22 protein-coding genes are annotated in these 13479 nt (G+C 56.6%); 2 read left to right on the top strand and 20 right to left on the bottom strand.

Translation table 11 applies throughout. The features are described 5' to 3' along the window. Positions 1–3: 3 nt before the first annotated feature. From ACOZIO_RS04510 to ACOZIO_RS04470, 9 genes are all read right to left on the bottom strand, one after another. Positions 4–285, bottom strand: coding sequence for a phage tail assembly protein (locus ACOZIO_RS04510; protein ID WP_129990491.1), 282 nt, complete (start codon positions 283–285; stop codon positions 4–6). Between the two features lie 58 nt (positions 286–343). Continuing rightward, the gene (locus tag ACOZIO_RS04505; protein ID WP_421594984.1) at positions 344–853 is read right to left on the bottom strand and encodes a phage major tail tube protein; all 510 of its coding nucleotides are present in this window, start codon (positions 851–853) and stop codon (positions 344–346) included. 13 nt (positions 854–866) lie between these two features. Continuing rightward, positions 867–2036 carry a phage tail sheath protein gene (locus ACOZIO_RS04500; RefSeq protein ID WP_421594983.1) on the bottom strand — a complete coding sequence of 390 codons (1170 nt, stop codon included), beginning with the start codon at positions 2034–2036 and terminating at the stop codon, positions 867–869. Positions 2037–2242: 206 nt separating this feature from the next. Further along, the gene (locus tag ACOZIO_RS04495) at positions 2243–2809 is read right to left on the bottom strand and encodes a hypothetical protein (RefSeq protein ID WP_421594982.1); all 567 of its coding nucleotides are present in this window, start codon (positions 2807–2809) and stop codon (positions 2243–2245) included. 9 nt (positions 2810–2818) lie between these two features. Continuing rightward, positions 2819–3937 carry a phage tail protein gene (locus ACOZIO_RS04490; RefSeq protein WP_421594981.1) on the bottom strand — a complete coding sequence of 373 codons (1119 nt, stop codon included), beginning with the start codon at positions 3935–3937 and terminating at the stop codon, positions 2819–2821. Continuing rightward, complete coding sequence (locus ACOZIO_RS04485) at positions 3934–4542, bottom strand: phage tail protein I (protein WP_421594980.1); 609 nt, start codon at positions 4540–4542, stop codon at positions 3934–3936. Before ACOZIO_RS04485 ends, ACOZIO_RS04490 begins: the two co-directional genes overlap by 4 nt. Next, positions 4535–5443, bottom strand: coding sequence for a baseplate assembly protein (locus ACOZIO_RS04480; RefSeq protein WP_421594979.1), 909 nt, complete (start codon positions 5441–5443; stop codon positions 4535–4537). The genes ACOZIO_RS04485 and ACOZIO_RS04480 overlap by 8 nt, the downstream gene beginning before the upstream one ends. 2 nt (positions 5444–5445) lie before the next feature. After that, on the bottom strand, positions 5446–5796 hold the full coding sequence (locus tag ACOZIO_RS04475) for a GPW/gp25 family protein (RefSeq protein ID WP_421594978.1): 351 nt from the start codon (positions 5794–5796) through the stop codon (positions 5446–5448). 128 nt (positions 5797–5924) lie between these two features. After that, on the bottom strand, positions 5925–6566 hold the full coding sequence (locus ACOZIO_RS04470) for a phage baseplate assembly protein V (protein WP_421594977.1): 642 nt from the start codon (positions 6564–6566) through the stop codon (positions 5925–5927). Positions 6567–6864: 298 nt separating this feature from the next. Between ACOZIO_RS04470 and ACOZIO_RS04465 the strand changes: the two genes are divergently transcribed. Both ACOZIO_RS04465 and ACOZIO_RS04460 read left to right on the top strand, forming a co-directional pair. Next, entirely contained in the window at positions 6865–7497 is a 633-nt protein-coding gene (locus ACOZIO_RS04465; RefSeq protein WP_421594976.1) for a hypothetical protein, read from the top strand. 79 nt (positions 7498–7576) lie between these two features. Further along, positions 7577–7804 carry a hypothetical protein gene (locus ACOZIO_RS04460; RefSeq protein WP_421594975.1) on the top strand — a complete coding sequence of 76 codons (228 nt, stop codon included), beginning with the start codon at positions 7577–7579 and terminating at the stop codon, positions 7802–7804. A gap of 73 nt (positions 7805–7877) precedes the next feature. Here ACOZIO_RS04460 and ACOZIO_RS04455 read toward each other — a convergent pair whose 3' ends face one another. The 11 genes from ACOZIO_RS04455 to ACOZIO_RS04405 all read right to left on the bottom strand — a co-directional run bounded on the left by ACOZIO_RS04455 (position 7878) and on the right by ACOZIO_RS04405 (position 13466). Further along, the gene (locus tag ACOZIO_RS04455) at positions 7878–8327 is read right to left on the bottom strand and encodes a phage virion morphogenesis protein (protein ID WP_421594974.1); all 450 of its coding nucleotides are present in this window, start codon (positions 8325–8327) and stop codon (positions 7878–7880) included. Then, on the bottom strand, positions 8320–8787 hold the full coding sequence (locus tag ACOZIO_RS04450) for a phage tail protein (protein WP_421594973.1): 468 nt from the start codon (positions 8785–8787) through the stop codon (positions 8320–8322). Before ACOZIO_RS04450 ends, ACOZIO_RS04455 begins: the two co-directional genes overlap by 8 nt. Then, positions 8750–8989: an Rz1-like lysis system protein LysC gene (gene lysC / locus ACOZIO_RS04445; RefSeq protein ID WP_255414952.1), complete on the bottom strand. Its 240-nt coding sequence runs from the start codon at positions 8987–8989 to the stop codon at positions 8750–8752. Before lysC ends, ACOZIO_RS04450 begins: the two co-directional genes overlap by 38 nt. Next, on the bottom strand, positions 8883–9308 hold the full coding sequence (gene lysB / locus ACOZIO_RS04440; protein WP_421594972.1) for an Rz-like lysis system protein LysB: 426 nt from the start codon (positions 9306–9308) through the stop codon (positions 8883–8885). The genes lysC and lysB overlap by 107 nt, the downstream gene beginning before the upstream one ends. Continuing rightward, entirely contained in the window at positions 9308–9817 is a 510-nt protein-coding gene (locus ACOZIO_RS04435) for a lysozyme (protein ID WP_421594971.1), read from the bottom strand. The genes lysB and ACOZIO_RS04435 overlap by 1 nt, the downstream gene beginning before the upstream one ends. Next, a complete protein-coding gene (locus tag ACOZIO_RS04430) occupies positions 9798–10007 on the bottom strand; it encodes a phage holin (RefSeq protein WP_421594970.1) in 210 nt (69 codons plus the stop codon). Before ACOZIO_RS04430 ends, ACOZIO_RS04435 begins: the two co-directional genes overlap by 20 nt. 5 nt (positions 10008–10012) lie before the next feature. After that, positions 10013–10216 (bottom strand): tail protein X, encoded by a 204-nt coding sequence (locus ACOZIO_RS04425; RefSeq protein ID WP_421594969.1) that lies wholly within the window; start codon positions 10214–10216, stop codon positions 10013–10015. Continuing rightward, positions 10216–10686 carry a head completion/stabilization protein gene (locus tag ACOZIO_RS04420; protein ID WP_421594968.1) on the bottom strand — a complete coding sequence of 157 codons (471 nt, stop codon included), beginning with the start codon at positions 10684–10686 and terminating at the stop codon, positions 10216–10218. The genes ACOZIO_RS04425 and ACOZIO_RS04420 overlap by 1 nt, the downstream gene beginning before the upstream one ends. Before the next feature lie 96 nt (positions 10687–10782). Beyond that, on the bottom strand, positions 10783–11439 hold the full coding sequence (locus tag ACOZIO_RS04415) for a terminase endonuclease subunit (protein ID WP_266059323.1): 657 nt from the start codon (positions 11437–11439) through the stop codon (positions 10783–10785). Positions 11440–11442: 3 nt separating this feature from the next. Beyond that, positions 11443–12582, bottom strand: coding sequence for a phage major capsid protein, P2 family (locus tag ACOZIO_RS04410; protein ID WP_421594967.1), 1140 nt, complete (start codon positions 12580–12582; stop codon positions 11443–11445). Between the two features lie 35 nt (positions 12583–12617). After that, a complete protein-coding gene (locus ACOZIO_RS04405; protein ID WP_421594966.1) occupies positions 12618–13466 on the bottom strand; it encodes a GPO family capsid scaffolding protein in 849 nt (282 codons plus the stop codon). Positions 13467–13479 lie beyond the last annotated feature (13 nt).

Genomic DNA, 13479 nt, shown 5'->3' with positions numbered 1-13479 from the left:
GCGTTACCGTGCCGACTTCGGCGATAAAAAACCCACCACCTTACCCGCCAGCTCCACCAGGTCGGGCAGGCTCAGTGACTGGCAGTCCTTCGGCGTCAGGTTCGGCGCGGTGATGCGGGGCAGCAGCAGGGTCAGCGCATCAACGTCGGCATTCGCCAGGGCAGCCAGGCCGATCCCGCGCAGGTGTCCGGCATTCGGTTTGATGACTTCAATCTGTTCAATGACGGTGTCGCCGCGCTTGATCGGTTCTTCCAGGATAACGATATTTTCATTTTGTTCTGACATAGCGGTGTCTCTTCTTCAAAAGGCGAGGTTTTGCGCCGGGGTTCGGCGCGGTTAGGGGTTACAGGCCGATGTTCTGGCGGTGCTGCTCCAGGCGGTCAACGCCGTTCACGATTTCCACCATGTTCACGGTATCGACTTCAATCACGTCTTTGCCGTCAATCGTGAGCTTGAAATAGGTACACTGGGTGGTGATTTTGGTTTCGGTGTCTTCACCCTGTTTGTATTCACCAAAATCCATTTCCTTGTGACGGCCGCGCAGGGAGACTTCCACGGCGGAGATGTCGCCGGTGTCGTCGCGCTGGAAGGAACCGGCAAAGCGCAGCGGCACGGCGGCCACCGCCCCCCACTGCTGAAGCACCTGTTCATCCAGGCCGCCCACCGTCCATTCAAACGTCAGGGCGTCATCGTCCAGGCCAAAATCCACCGGGGCTGAACCGTTCATGCCGCCGCCGCGATAGTTCTCCAGCTTGCGGGTCAGCTTCGGCAGCGTCAGCGCGCTGACCGTGCCGAGGTAGCTATTGCCGTCGTTAAACAGGTTCAGGTATTTGAGTTTCTTAGGCAGTGCCATGTTTGAGCGCCTCTTAACTGTTGATGGCCGTGGCGAACGTCGCCAGGTACTGGTCGGTGATGCGCTGCCGCAGGGTCAAATCTTCCAGCGGCGGCACCGGCGTATAGTCGTAATCAATGGTGAGCTTGCCCGCTTTCAGGGTGTCCACGGTGTTCGCCTCCGCGTCATACCAGCATTTGCCATCGATGATCAGACCGGCGGTTTTCATTTCGCGCAGCTTGGCGTTGATGCCGCCGATCATGTCTTTGATAAGCGTCGGGGTCATGGGTTTGTCCATCGCCCACAGGTGCGCCTCCGCCATAGTGTCTGCGAGCACCTGCGCGGTGCGCGTGTAGTTCTCAAACAAAAATAGCGGGTCTTCAGAGCAGGTGCGCTGTCCCCAGAACTTAAAGCCGTCCTTGCGGATAAGGGTGGTGACGCACGCCTGGTTCAGCAGGTCGGCATCGGTGCCGGGGGTCTGCAAATCCCAGTACACGCTGGCCGACAGGCCGGTGACGCCGTTAATGCCGACGTTAGAGAGTGTTTTATGCCAGCCGGTTTCTGCGTCGATTTTGGCACGCAGGCCGAGGGCGTAAGCCGTGGCGGGGGCGATGTCGCTGGCGTTGGTGGTGGTGTTCCAGGCCACGAAATCCGGCCAGACCACCATCAGCTCACGCTGGCTGAAATTATCGCGGTACTTGATGGCATCAGAGACCGTTTTACAGCCGTGTGCGCTGACGTAGCCGAATGCACGCAGTTGCTGACAGACGGCGGCCAGTGCGGTCGCAACCTCCTGATTATCCAGACCCGGCACGCCGAGAATGCGCGGCTTTACGCCGAGTTCGGTCTGCGCGGACAGCAGGGCTTTCATGCCGGTATACATGCCGGTGGCGTCCGTGGTGCCGATGAGGTTGGAGGTGGTTTCCGCGTCGGTTTCGCCTTCGGCAACCCGCACGACGACGACCACCGGTTTTGCCTGGTTGGCGATGGCCATCAGGGAGGCGTAGAGCGTGCCGGTTTTACCGGCCTTACCGGCGGCGGTCAGCACGTTGGTAATCAGTACCGGCGTATCGAGGGGGAACGCGTCGGCGTCGGCATCCTCTGCGGTGCAGACCATCCCGATGATGGCGGTGGAAACGGTGGAAATAACGCGGGTGCCGTCGTTGATTTCAACAACGCGCACGCCGTGGTGATAATCAGCCATGGTGTTTTTCCTGTGATTGGGGTGAGGTCAATCATCGCGTGTTGGGGGCAATCAGGCACGGCGGGAGGGATGTGTGGGAAATGGCACAACGCAGGCGAGGCAACGTCAGCAATGACTGTGCTGCAGGTTCCGGACAGCACAGTCAGGGGCAACGATGCCCGATACAAAAAAGCCCCTTTCGGGGCAGCGTCATTCTCGGATGTGTATCAGTCACGCCATACCACGGCGGCGGCTTCTTCCGGCGTGGTGGTATTTTCAACATCGTCCATCAGGCTGACCAGCTTTTGCTGTGCGGCATTCAGATACGTCACCCACGCCACGCGCACCGCCTGGACCTGCGCCGGGGTATGGCTTTTCAGTGACCATTCCGCCTCTTTTGCACACCACAAGTAAGCGCCCGTCTGTGCAGAAGCCGCACTGGACAGGTTTTGTTGATCGGTGATCTGGGAGGGATAACGGTAATCGCTGCCCAACGCATCCGCCGAAAACCCCGCCAGTAAATAATCCTGACAGGCATTTTTCAGCCCGTTTTTTTGAGCCGCCTTTGCCTCCTCCAGGCGCTGCGCCGCCGGTATTGCCGCCGGGGGAAGCAGGACACCCTCAATGAAGCGGTAATCCGGACCGATGCTTTGCCACTGCGCATCCGTGACCGGGATGAATCCGCGGGCAGCCATGGCGGCGCTTTCCTGTTCAGTGAACGCGCGGCCATCGGCGGGCAGCTCAATGCGCATACTGTCTATCACGCCCTGTTCGTTGATAGTAATAAATTTCATTTGCATTCCTCAGTAACCTACGGCCAATACGTTTACAAGACACCCCTGCGCGTTGGGATTAAACACATCAACGCTGGTGGCAGAGATCCCGGTCGTCCACATGGCCGAACGTTGTTCGGACGAGGGGTTTACCGGCATTGAAAAAACCTGCGGCGTCGCGTTGAAAGCGAGGGGGTAGGTCCACTTCACGGCGCTGCCGTTAGTGGTCGGGATAGAGTTGCGGCAAATTTGCAGCCCGCCGGGAAGGCGGGCATACACGCCGTTTCCATTCGTTCCGGTAATAAACTGCCCCTGATTAACGGCGGAAGACGCGCTGCCGCCCACGGCGACGTTAAAAGCCTGCGTCGCGCTCCCCGCCAGTTCGGCTTTTTTCGCCAGCTTATTGAGCACCGTCGCTGAAAAATTCGGGTCATTACCCATGGCTGCGGCCAGCTCATTGAGCGTGTCGAGCGCCTCCGGCGATGTCCCCACTAAGGCCGCGATGGCCGCCGTAACAAACGCCGTGTTAGCCAGTTGCAGATCGTTGCTTGCCGGTGGTGCCGTCGGGGCTGTGGGGGTGCCGGACAATACCGGACTCACTTTGGGCGCATACTGCGTATGGGGATTTGTCGCGGCCAGGTGCTTTGCCAACGCGTTATCGGCATAGGCTTTCACCTCAATCACCGCCGCGTCCACGGACTGGCGGGTAGCCAGCACCACGGACGGGTCAATTTTCAGCGTCACCGCGTCGGTGCTGTTGATGATTAAAATCATGCGCACGGTCTGCGTGCGGCCGCTGCCTTCGGCGAGCATCGGCTTATAGGTTTCGGGGCAGTTCGCCACGGCGATCAGCGTGTTGTCGCTGTCGTACAGGCCGATTTCACGGATCCAAAACCCGCCCTCATTTTCGGGAATGATTTGTTCCGCAACAATCTGGCTGCTGTTGGCGGCGTCCACGCTCAGGGCGTTAAGCAGGGCGCGCCGCTTTTCGTTGATAAGCGAGGTCTGCGTGCCGGTTGGCGTGGGCAGGGTGCCGCCGCCGTCACCGACCCCCATCTGGGTAATTTGTACTTTTGTACCGAGTGCGGCGGCGTTCGCCAGCTTTGCTGCCCCCTGGTTGGTCAGCAGGGCAAAGTATTTGGTTGTCATGGGTAGATTCTCACGGTGTCGGTAAGGTGAACCGCCGCACCGGCGTAACCACTGCCGGAGACGGTGATACTTTCAGGGGTGTAGGGGTAAACGGTCAGCATGTCGCCGCCGTAGCTTGCGGCGGCCACGGGTAAGGTGCCGCTGACGTCCAGGTTGATGGACAGGCCAATCAGATGGCGGCTGGCCGGTTTGGCGTCGGCAATCAGTCTTTCCATCTCTAAATACATTTCTTCGGTGATGCCGGTTTCCAGCACACCGATATCCAGGCGAAACGTGCCTGGCTCGTCATTCGTTTCCCACCACTCGGTCACGTTAATCAGGTAGCCGAGCGGCTCCACCACGCGCCGGATGGCACCGAGGGTTCCCTTGTGGCAGTGAATGAACCACGCCGACTGAATGACGCGGCGCTTAGTGGCGACAGGCCAGTTTTCATCCCAGCGATCAACCGACAGCGCCCATGCCAGGTACGGCAAAAGCTTCTCCGGACAGGTCAGCGGATCCCAGAGTTGCCGCAGCGGCACCGGCACGTTTTCAAGCGCGGCGCAGGCATCGGCGGCGGCAACCTCAAGAGCCGAGGAACCGGCAGGCAGCAGGCGATCACTCATCGTAGCCGCCCACTTTCAGGGTGTACGCGGTGCAGAATGACGCCTGCGTTTTATCCAGCTCGATGTCAGCGGCGGGGCTTTTCAGCTCCACCCGCTGCACACCTTCAACGTGCAGCGCGGCATAAATGGCGGACAGCCGGATGTCGCGGCCTAAACGGTGCTGCGCGGTGGTGTAAGCAATCAGTTTTGCCTCGGCGGCTTCTCGAATGGGTTCGGCTTCCGGACCAGGGAACAAATACAGCACGGCATCAATGGTGTAACTGACCACGGTGGCAGACTGGACGGTCACGCGGTCAGCCACGGGGCGCACGTTCTCGTCATTGAGCGCGGCCTGAACCACGGCCAGCAGGTCAGCGGGCGCGGTGCCGTTGCCGGTCTGTGCCAGCACGGAAATTGTCACGCAGGCAGGCGACGGACTGATGACCGAAATATCCGCCACCCGCCCGTCAGCCGAGCGCCCGTGATACTCATAAGAGCCGACCGGACCGGCCACGCTCAGCCCTTCGAACGCCTGCTGCGCACGGATACGCAAATCCGCATCGCTTTCCATCACAGCAGCCACGGCGGGCACGCTGACCGTATCGGCAGGGGTGATCGTCAGGCGTTCCACGCTGAACGTGGCGGCGATATTGTCGAGATCATTACCGGAGGCATAAGCCAGCATCACCGCCTGTGCCGCCTCGTTTACCCGCTGACGCAGGATCACTTCGCGGTAAGCGTTCTCCTCCAGCAGTTTCACAATCGGCTCAGACTCCAGGGTCAGCGTGCGGGCAATTGCGGCCTGCTGGTCTTCGGGGTAAAGCGAGACCAGCGTGGCTTTGCGCTCCGCCAGGAGGGTTTCGTAATCCAGCACCTCCACCACGTCGGGGGCGGGTAACTGGCTCAGGTCGATAGTTGCCATGGTTAGCTCACGGGTAAGGTTAAGGAAATGGCGGCGGACGTGTCTTTGCGGGTGCCGGTGATATCCACCACCATTTTCCCGTCGAACGTCGTTTCAAAGGTGATGCCGGTCAGGCTGACGCGTGGCTCCCACTTGAGGATCGCGCTGTAGCAGGCCGCCATGATTTGCAGGCGCAGCGCCGCATTCTGCGGGCGGTCAGTCAGCATCGATAGCAGTGAACCATAGTCACGGCGCATGACACGGGAACCGACGGGCGTGCGCAAAATGTCGCTGACCGACTGCTGAATGTGCGCCAGGTCTTCGACGCTGCGCCCTGATTCGCGAGCCAGGCCGATGTATTTGGCGTTAGTCATGAGCGCAAAGGAAAATAAGGCCAAGAATGGCAACCAACCACCAGCCGCCCGCATCGTTCGCCAGCATTCCCCCTGAAATTGACGCACAAAAAACTGACAAGAAAACATTCATTAAAAACTCCTCGTTATCAGGCGGGCGCGCCAGTGTTGCCACCGCCCGTCTGGACGCCGCCGTGTTTATGGGTATGAACAACCACGCCGTTTGACGTGAGACTCCCGCCTGAATGGGTGAGGTTGCCGGTTAGGGTTCCGCCTTGTTTCACCTCCAGGCTGCCTGTCGTGAGCTTGTTGGTGCAGACCACTTCCGGCGTGTCGAGGGTGATGCGGGCTGATGCGGTGCAGGTGATGTCCGGCGCAGTCACCGCGACTTTTTCCGAGGCGTTTACCGTGGCGGATTTGATGCCGGTTGCCAGCAGTGCGCCGGTTTCGGGTTCGTATTCGATCACCGCACCGTCAGGGAAAGTGACGTGTACAGCATCGGCGGACGCAGACGGTGCCGGAAATTCATCAGAAAAAATGCCAGGCATCACAAAGGCGGTATCCAGCTCGCCGCCCAGGCAGAACAACACAACCTGTTCACCGTCAGACGGCGCCCACCAGGAACGGGAACGCCCAGCGCGGGACGTCAGCCAGTGCAGCCAGTCGGTGACGTTGCCGCCAGTATTGACGCGACAGGTCGCCGTCTCTAAATCAACCTCGGCAACGGTGCCAATGCGGATCAGATTGCGCAGCAGGCGCGGAATGTCGTTGTTTGGGATGGATGTATTCATGGATAAAAGAATGCCGCCCTGTCAGGCGGCATACAATTTGAGGTGGGTTGATGGCGGGTGGCACAACTTGGAGGCTGCTTTGTGCATATGGGTAATTTAGATGTGGATGTTTGCAGTGAGCAATCCCCTTGAACGCTGTTATATTTCTTGGGATATACATTCTTCTTAGCATAAACTAAGAATAATATTTTCTTGGCTACACATTTTGTGTCTTGCCATATTTACTCACAATCATCGATAAAGATCATCATTCGTATTATATTGGCTCAAGATGAATTGACATCAAAAAAGGATTAAAATGAACTTTGAAATTATGATGAGAGTTTCCGGCTTTACTTTTGAGGCCGAAACAGTTATGAAAGTTATGAGGGAAGAGAATGATCTCGCCAATTGTCTTACAACACATTTAGCACTAGAGCGCTTCATCGAAGCGTGGATATGTGGATATACTGAAATTGAAGATTTATTTATCAATGACTCTAAAAATAAAGAAAAATCACGATTCTCCTTAGGCTTTATGGGTAAGGCGCAGTTAGCACAAAGAATGGGGCTGCCAATAAAAGCCTTTCGCATTATCGATAAATTAAATTCGATCAGGAATGGGTTCGCCCATAGAACTAATTTCGAAGGCGCATCTCATCAAGATTTCATGGACTTAATTAAGAAGGTTGATGAACTTCCATCCTATGGTATGAAATCACTTAATGATGCCGACTATGAAGTCTTTGTGGATTTTGGGGATACAAAAATACGTCATCAACTTATAAGCGAAGATTGTCCTCATGGGTTGCGTTATACAGCTATATGTTATGCCCTAATGGCACGCTGCTTACATTTCATTGTAAATGAATTAATTGTCCCGCAGCTAGATGATACTCATAAAGCCATAGCGGGTTATAAAGTGACTGGGGTTACGTACCAAAAAAGATGATTTTAACCATTGTAATTAGATGGTTGTGTCAAAAGTTTAATTGGCATTGAAAACCATAGATTTCATTTCGGAGGGTTAAATGGGTAATGTGAAAATTTATGCTGGATTAGTAAACGGTGATTTAATGCCGATTATTGAAGATAAATCATCTGAACAAATAGTTATCGCTTTTACAGGTGATGACACGGGCGCGCCACCTTCTTCGGTTACGATCGAGGTAATTACCGATTCAGGAGTCAAGGTAAAAATTCACATTCCGAATAGTTCTGCTGACGCCATTGTAACTATGGACGGGAAACGAGTCTGACTTATATCGGCCTTCCGATTTGATGACTTCGTTATGTGAAGATCCCGTCATTCAAACCGAAGGCGCTGGTGGTTTACAGGATGAGGGTTTTTAGCAACTCTTCTTCCACAATCTTCACATCCTCCGCGTCCAGTCCTAACAACGGGCGCGCCGGATACTGCATTTCTTTTGCACGGACAGACGGGCGATCCCGCAGCCCGTACTGATGCACTTTTGCCATCCGTTGCACCTGTCCGGTGAATTCCACCACCGCGTCATCAGCAGTGCCTTTGGCCTTCATGTATTTGGCCGTGCGCAGTTTGGCGAACATTTCCCGCTTAATGCGGCCTTTCTTTGCCCGCAACGGCTGCGGGCGGCGCGGGGTGAACGGCTGCCCTTCCGGCGTAACCTGCTGCTTAATGCGTTGCTGCTGGTGTTTGCGCAGGCGCTTCGCAATGGTCGCCGCCATCGCTTTCCGGTTCTGCGGGGACAGCGCGGCAATCAGCCCCGCCAGGCGGGTATCAAACGCAGTCAGCTCACTCATTCCACTGACTCACTAACTCGCCGTGCAGGTACAGTTCACGCGGCCTTTCCACCGGCTCCGGCAGAGGCGGTTCCGGAAAATGCTCCACGTGCAGACCGGCATCAATCTGTTTCACGATCACGCGCTCGGTGAGCTGCACGTCAATTGCGATATCGTAGGAACCATCATCGAGCATATCGGCCTTGAATTTAAAGCCGGTCTGCTGCTTTTCGGGTGTCGCCATGATGTCCGGCTGATGCTCGCGCAGCCAGGCCAGGATTGGGACAATGATCAGATCGCAGTCCTGGGCAAAGTTGGTGATCAGCAGCTCGGTCTGATACTGATATTCAAACGACAGCGAGCTGGCTAACGTGGAAACGATGCGCCCGTTATCCACAAACATCCGCAAGGTATCGGGGCTGGCTTGCAGCACGGGCACGGCGTCAGTTAAGGCTTTTCTCAGTTGGGCGGGTTTTAACACGGTGTTCCTCCTGGCATTGTTTGACCGCTTCCACCTGGAGGCCGCAGGCTGTGAGTGCCGCCTCCAGGTTTCTGACATCACTGCTTAAATCGCCGTTAGTGGCCGGTGAGCTTGCCGGTATCGGGCAACTCGTTACCGCCGGACAGCCAACGTAAATAATCTGCGGCGCTGGCAAAGGCGGGGCGTTGGTGCATCCGGCCAATACCGTCAGGCAGACGAGCTGCATACCAGTCACGCATTTCCTGATTTTCATTAAGTAACCTTTGAAGGTGAATTTCACGATCCCGCGCTAATTGCCCCGCTTGTGATAGCTGTGCGCGCAGGCTTTTTTCCTGGCGTTCGCGCGTCACGGCCTCATCACTCAGGCGGTTAATGGCGTTGTCTCGGCTTTCAATACCGGCGGACAGCGTGCCGATAATGCGCTGCGCCTGGTCTACTTTTTCAGTCAGGCCGCCGATACGCCACGTTTGCAGCCCCGCCAGCGCACAGGCTGCCAGCAGTAACAGAATTAAAATGCGCATCAGACACCCCGCAGGCAGTAGGCCAGCTCATTCGCGCGGCGGCGCTCCAGGCCGGTGACGCGTTCGCCCTTCACAAACACCCAGCGCGGCAACTGCTCGCAGGCGTCACGCCATCGACCTTTATTGATGAAAAACCCTAACGTTGATTTGCACGCCGCCGTCACGCCGACGTTAAAGGCAAAAGACACCACGGCGTCGTACACCGGCTGCGGCATGGCAACCGGCATACAGCGCGCAATGCCTTTCTCCACCCGCATCACGTCTTCCACCAGGTTAACGGCGGCCTGCCGTTCACTGATGTGCGTTTGTGGTTTCACGCCTGCGGTGTGCCCGATGCCGTTTGTCCAGACGCCCGCGCTGCACTGATAGGCAGACAGGCGGCAGCCCTCAAAATCAGCAATCAGTGCCAGACCGGCGGCGGACGTTTTCAACGTGGGCGTTTGCGGCAGCAGCGCGGCAATTGCCAGGACGGCAGCGACGGCGCAGCGTCTAACGATTGATGGCTGCATTGATTTCTCCACTGATGCCCATTTCTTTCAGCAGGCGGTAGGTTTTGCGACGGTAATACCAGTTCACCAGGAAGGTCGCGACGCCGACGGCGGCACCCACCAAAAAGGCGATATCCTGATAAGACATGCCCCCCAGCCAGGCCAGAAAGACGGCGATGCAGTAACAGATAAACGAGGTGATGCGCTCCATGGTCATCAGTCCCAAAGTGAGACGGTTTCACTGACTGCGGCCAGGGTGATGTCCGGCAGCTCCACCGCGTAGCCATGGGGCAGGATTGCCCCGCGAGTAGCTAAACCAACGTTAGCCGCGTAAACCTGCTCCATCACCGACTCGGTGCGCCCGTAGTACCGCCAGCAGAGTGAATCTACGGTGTCGCCCTGTTCGGCATAGACTTTCATCAGAGCAGCCCGATGATGCAGTGAGACACACCGGCGACGTCGCTGATGGCGTTGCGTCCGTCCCGCCATAAATCATCCACCGTACTTTCCACGATTTCGGCCTTTTGGCTGCCCTTGTCGGTGGTGTCGTTATTCGGGTAACGCTCCGCCAGGAAGGCCGCCGCGATAGACGCCACGGCGCGCTGATAGGCGCAGACCTTCACGCTTTCATCATCAATCTGATCGGCAGGAACGTCAGCCAGGCGTGTAAAGCCCTGGGCAATCTGCGCATCGCGAAAGCTGAACAGCTCGGCATTCACTTCGGTCATGGCAAACTTTGCGGCGGTGCGCAGCCTTTTCGCCGTGACGGTGCCCTCCAGGCGCAGCGTGTCGCGCAGCTCAACCGGATCGACATCAGGCCAGAAATGGGTGTTTCTAATCGCGGGTTCCGTCGCGGCGTCCGGTTTCGGTGCTGGTACAACAAGGGACATAATGACCTCTGAATAGGTGGACGGTGGACGCCAGCGTTGAACGCGGTCAAAGACCGGTCTCGGCTGGCGTGCCGTCCGGCGCGGGGCGCGTTCTGTTTAGCCGTTGGCAGCCTTTTTGATGGCTGATTCCAACCGCTCAATGTCTTTTTTAACGCCGCAGTTGCTGTTTAGTTGGAAGGCGCGTTTCAGGTGTTGCAGGGCGAGCGGCAGTTTTTCCGCGTCGCGATACAGATAGCCGGTGATTTTGTGCAGCTTGGCGCGTACCTGATCCGGCATGTCCTGGCTTTCCGTCAGTTCCATCGTGGTCATGAGTACATCGAGACTGACTGGCTCACCGGCAGCATGAGCGCGGGTGCTCATGTCGGCGATTTCCTCCGCCAACGCATAACCGGCAGGACGTTTACCGAACGGCATCGCCAGCTTGTAATGCAGCGCATAGCGGGCGATTTCGAGCGCACCGGCGTAGTCACCGGCATCAATACGCCAGATCATTATGGTCATCAGTATGGCGTCCTGAGCGCCTTTACCCTCAGCGAGAACGCCTGCCACCCACGGCGCATATTCAGGCAGCATCTTGCGTTTGAGTTCTGCCTTTTTCTCAGCGGAATAGGCTTTCTTCAGGGCTTTCTGGTCAGCATTAAGCTTTTGCAGCAGCAGTTCATAGCCAGTGGCATGACGCAGCAGGCTGGTATCCTGCTGCGCGGCTTCGATAGCTGACTGCCGCAACAAATGACGTCGGGCAGGGCTGGTCATGGCTTACTCCTGAGCTGCCGGTGCGGTGGTACCGGATGCAGTTTTGATGGCATCAACGATCGCCGAGGTGAATTTGCTGAGATCAGCTTTTTCAGCTGTGTCGTCTTCTCCGGCGGTCACTTCGATGTTCTCGATCAGACAGCCGCAGCCGTAATCTTCAACCACATAATCCTCGTTAATGGATTCGTAGTTTTCGATACGGTCACGCTTCGGCACTTCCTCAACGTGGCGGCGGTGCGTGCCGTCCTGCCAGTAAATGGACAGGTTATCCAGACGGGTAATCAGCATGGCGTTAGGAGGGAAGCCGGGCACGCGAACGGCGGGCAGATTGCCGATGCGTTTCTGGCTGACAATCAGGTCGGCGGCCATCGCCTCAGTGTTTGGCTGTTGTTTGTTGATCAGCGGGAAATACTTATCCGCGAGCAGCTTGCGGCCACAGATAACCACCAGTTCGGTGTCGTCCTGATAGATTGGGTCGATCAGTTCATTCACCGCATCAAAGACTAGCGCGTCGAGGTTTTTGTATTCACCTTCGCCACCGACTTTCACCGTCTCATTGGTCACGGTGCCGTCTTCGGCGACAATCATGCCCATCACTTTGGTTGGGGCATTCAGGCGGTATTTTTGCAACCAGCCCACGCCGACATCCTGCAACAGCGGATTCTGAACCCGGTTAGACGTCGGTGCGCGTGAAACGCCATTAAAGCCGACCAGGATGCGATCCAGTGCCTGACGCTTGATAATGGCGTCACGCAAACGGGTCTGAAAATCGTTGTAGCGCGCCCACAAGTCCAGCTTGCTGTACATCCAGTGGAAGTCGTAGTTGGTTTTGGTGCAGTGATAGCCTTCCTGATCCAGCTTGGTGAAATCAGCCGTTTCACGCTCGTCACCGGCGTCAGTGTTGGTTGTACTGGCAATCGTACCGGTCACGCCGACGCCAACTTTAGCGCCCATCATTTCGTCCACCGGAATGATGTTAATACGGGTCAGGAACTCTGAGGACTCCTGCAATCGGGTCATCAGGGTCTGAGTGACGGACGGCTCGACGTTAAATTTCTTGTCCAGTGTGCCGACGTCAACGTTGTTGAGTTTGGCGAGCTGGGAGAGGAACGCATTAAATTTAAAGCGCGTTTCTTTTTTCATGACTTATTTCCTGAGGGTGAATTAAAGATGTTGGATCAGCAGTCGGTCACTGTCTCGTCAGCGCCTGTGCCGCCGGTTGCGTGCGGGCGCTGGTTAAAGTTCTGCGCCGGTGTCTGCGCAAGCTTGCCTTTCAGTTCAGTGAGGGCGTCATGTTCGGCAGCGGTGGATTTTTCCAGGGTATCGACGCGGCTCAACAGATCGGTCAGGCTGGTTTCATGCTTATTCAGTTCAGTCTGAGCGTATTGAGCGACCTCGCTGACAGCTTCGTGAACATCGGCCAGGCGGGCATCGTCTGACGCCTGCTTACGTGAAAGCTTTTGTTTCACCAGGGCGAAAAGAGAAGAGGCAGTTTCCGGCGCATCTTCAAACTCAATCAGTGCTTCGGTGGCGACGGTGAAGAGGCTGTCCGGATCGGTTTTACGACCGGCCAGCGGGTTCTGTTTTGCTGTACGGCTGAACTCCAGCATTTCAGTGCCGAGGCTTGCGGGGTCATCGGTGACGGCCAGACCGACCAGGTAGGATTTATTGGAATTGGCGAAATTGCGTTTGATCTCCATCGAGGTGTAAACCTTCTGCCCGTCGCCGACCATCTGCGTTAAATCCGCGGTCGGGCTGATCATCGCGTACAGCGCCCATTTGTCATGCAGCAGCGGTTCAGCTACATCATCGATCTGTTCAGCTTTCAGCTGGATCACGTCGCCATAACGGCGGAAATCGCTGGTTGGTAGCACGCCTTTGATGTGCTCCAGATTGACGCGGGCGCCATAGGCTTTCGGGCTGTATGTCTCCGCCATTTGCTTGATGTCGTTAGCATCAATTTCGCGGCCGTCGCAGGTGTCGCCTTCGACCCCGATGCGAAACCATTTAGATACTTTCTTTGCCATGTAACTGACTCCG

The sequence above is a fragment of the Rahnella sp. PD4 genome, assembly GCF_049199325.1.
Lineage (GTDB): Bacteria > Pseudomonadota > Gammaproteobacteria > Enterobacterales > Enterobacteriaceae > Rahnella > Rahnella perminowiae.
Note: the sequence above shows the minus strand (reverse complement) of the source record. Positions and strands in the feature narration are given on the sequence as shown.

Bases quoted from the DNA above. Each gene is read 5' to 3' on its own strand.
- ACOZIO_RS04480 (WP_421594979.1), bottom strand. From the start codon at position 5,443: ATGGCAACTATCGACCTGAGCCAGTTACCCGCCCCCGACGTGGTGGAG.
- ACOZIO_RS04490 (WP_421594981.1), bottom strand. From the start codon at position 3,937: ATGACAACCAAATACTTTGCCCTGCTGACCAACCAGGGGGCAGCAAAG.
- ACOZIO_RS04435 (WP_421594971.1), bottom strand. From the start codon at position 9,817: ATGCAGCCATCAATCGTTAGACGCTGCGCCGTCGCTGCCGTCCTGGCA.
- ACOZIO_RS04410 (WP_421594967.1), bottom strand. From the start codon at position 12,582: ATGAAAAAAGAAACGCGCTTTAAATTTAATGCGTTCCTCTCCCAGCTC.
- ACOZIO_RS04425 (WP_421594969.1), bottom strand. From the start codon at position 10,216: ATGAAAGTCTATGCCGAACAGGGCGACACCGTAGATTCACTCTGCTGG.
- ACOZIO_RS04505 (WP_421594984.1), bottom strand. From the start codon at position 853: ATGGCACTGCCTAAGAAACTCAAATACCTGAACCTGTTTAACGACGGC.
- ACOZIO_RS04415 (WP_266059323.1), bottom strand. From the start codon at position 11,439: ATGACCAGCCCTGCCCGACGTCATTTGTTGCGGCAGTCAGCTATCGAA.
- ACOZIO_RS04485 (WP_421594980.1), bottom strand. From the start codon at position 4,542: ATGAGTGATCGCCTGCTGCCTGCCGGTTCCTCGGCTCTTGAGGTTGCC.
- ACOZIO_RS04430 (WP_421594970.1), bottom strand. From the start codon at position 10,007: ATGGAGCGCATCACCTCGTTTATCTGTTACTGCATCGCCGTCTTTCTG.
- ACOZIO_RS04405 (WP_421594966.1), bottom strand. From the start codon at position 13,466: ATGGCAAAGAAAGTATCTAAATGGTTTCGCATCGGGGTCGAAGGCGAC.
- ACOZIO_RS04420 (WP_421594968.1), bottom strand. From the start codon at position 10,686: ATGTCCCTTGTTGTACCAGCACCGAAACCGGACGCCGCGACGGAACCC.
- ACOZIO_RS04495 (WP_421594982.1), bottom strand. From the start codon at position 2,809: ATGAAATTTATTACTATCAACGAACAGGGCGTGATAGACAGTATGCGC.
- ACOZIO_RS04500 (WP_421594983.1), bottom strand. From the start codon at position 2,036: ATGGCTGATTATCACCACGGCGTGCGCGTTGTTGAAATCAACGACGGC.
- ACOZIO_RS04455 (WP_421594974.1), bottom strand. From the start codon at position 8,327: ATGAGTGAGCTGACTGCGTTTGATACCCGCCTGGCGGGGCTGATTGCC.
- ACOZIO_RS04460 (WP_421594975.1), top strand. From the start codon at position 7,577: ATGGGTAATGTGAAAATTTATGCTGGATTAGTAAACGGTGATTTAATG.
- ACOZIO_RS04510 (WP_129990491.1), bottom strand. From the start codon at position 285: ATGTCAGAACAAAATGAAAATATCGTTATCCTGGAAGAACCGATCAAG.
- ACOZIO_RS04470 (WP_421594977.1), bottom strand. From the start codon at position 6,566: ATGAATACATCCATCCCAAACAACGACATTCCGCGCCTGCTGCGCAAT.
- ACOZIO_RS04465 (WP_421594976.1), top strand. From the start codon at position 6,865: ATGAACTTTGAAATTATGATGAGAGTTTCCGGCTTTACTTTTGAGGCC.
- ACOZIO_RS04475 (WP_421594978.1), bottom strand. From the start codon at position 5,796: ATGACTAACGCCAAATACATCGGCCTGGCTCGCGAATCAGGGCGCAGC.
- lysB (WP_421594972.1), bottom strand. From the start codon at position 9,308: ATGCGCATTTTAATTCTGTTACTGCTGGCAGCCTGTGCGCTGGCGGGG.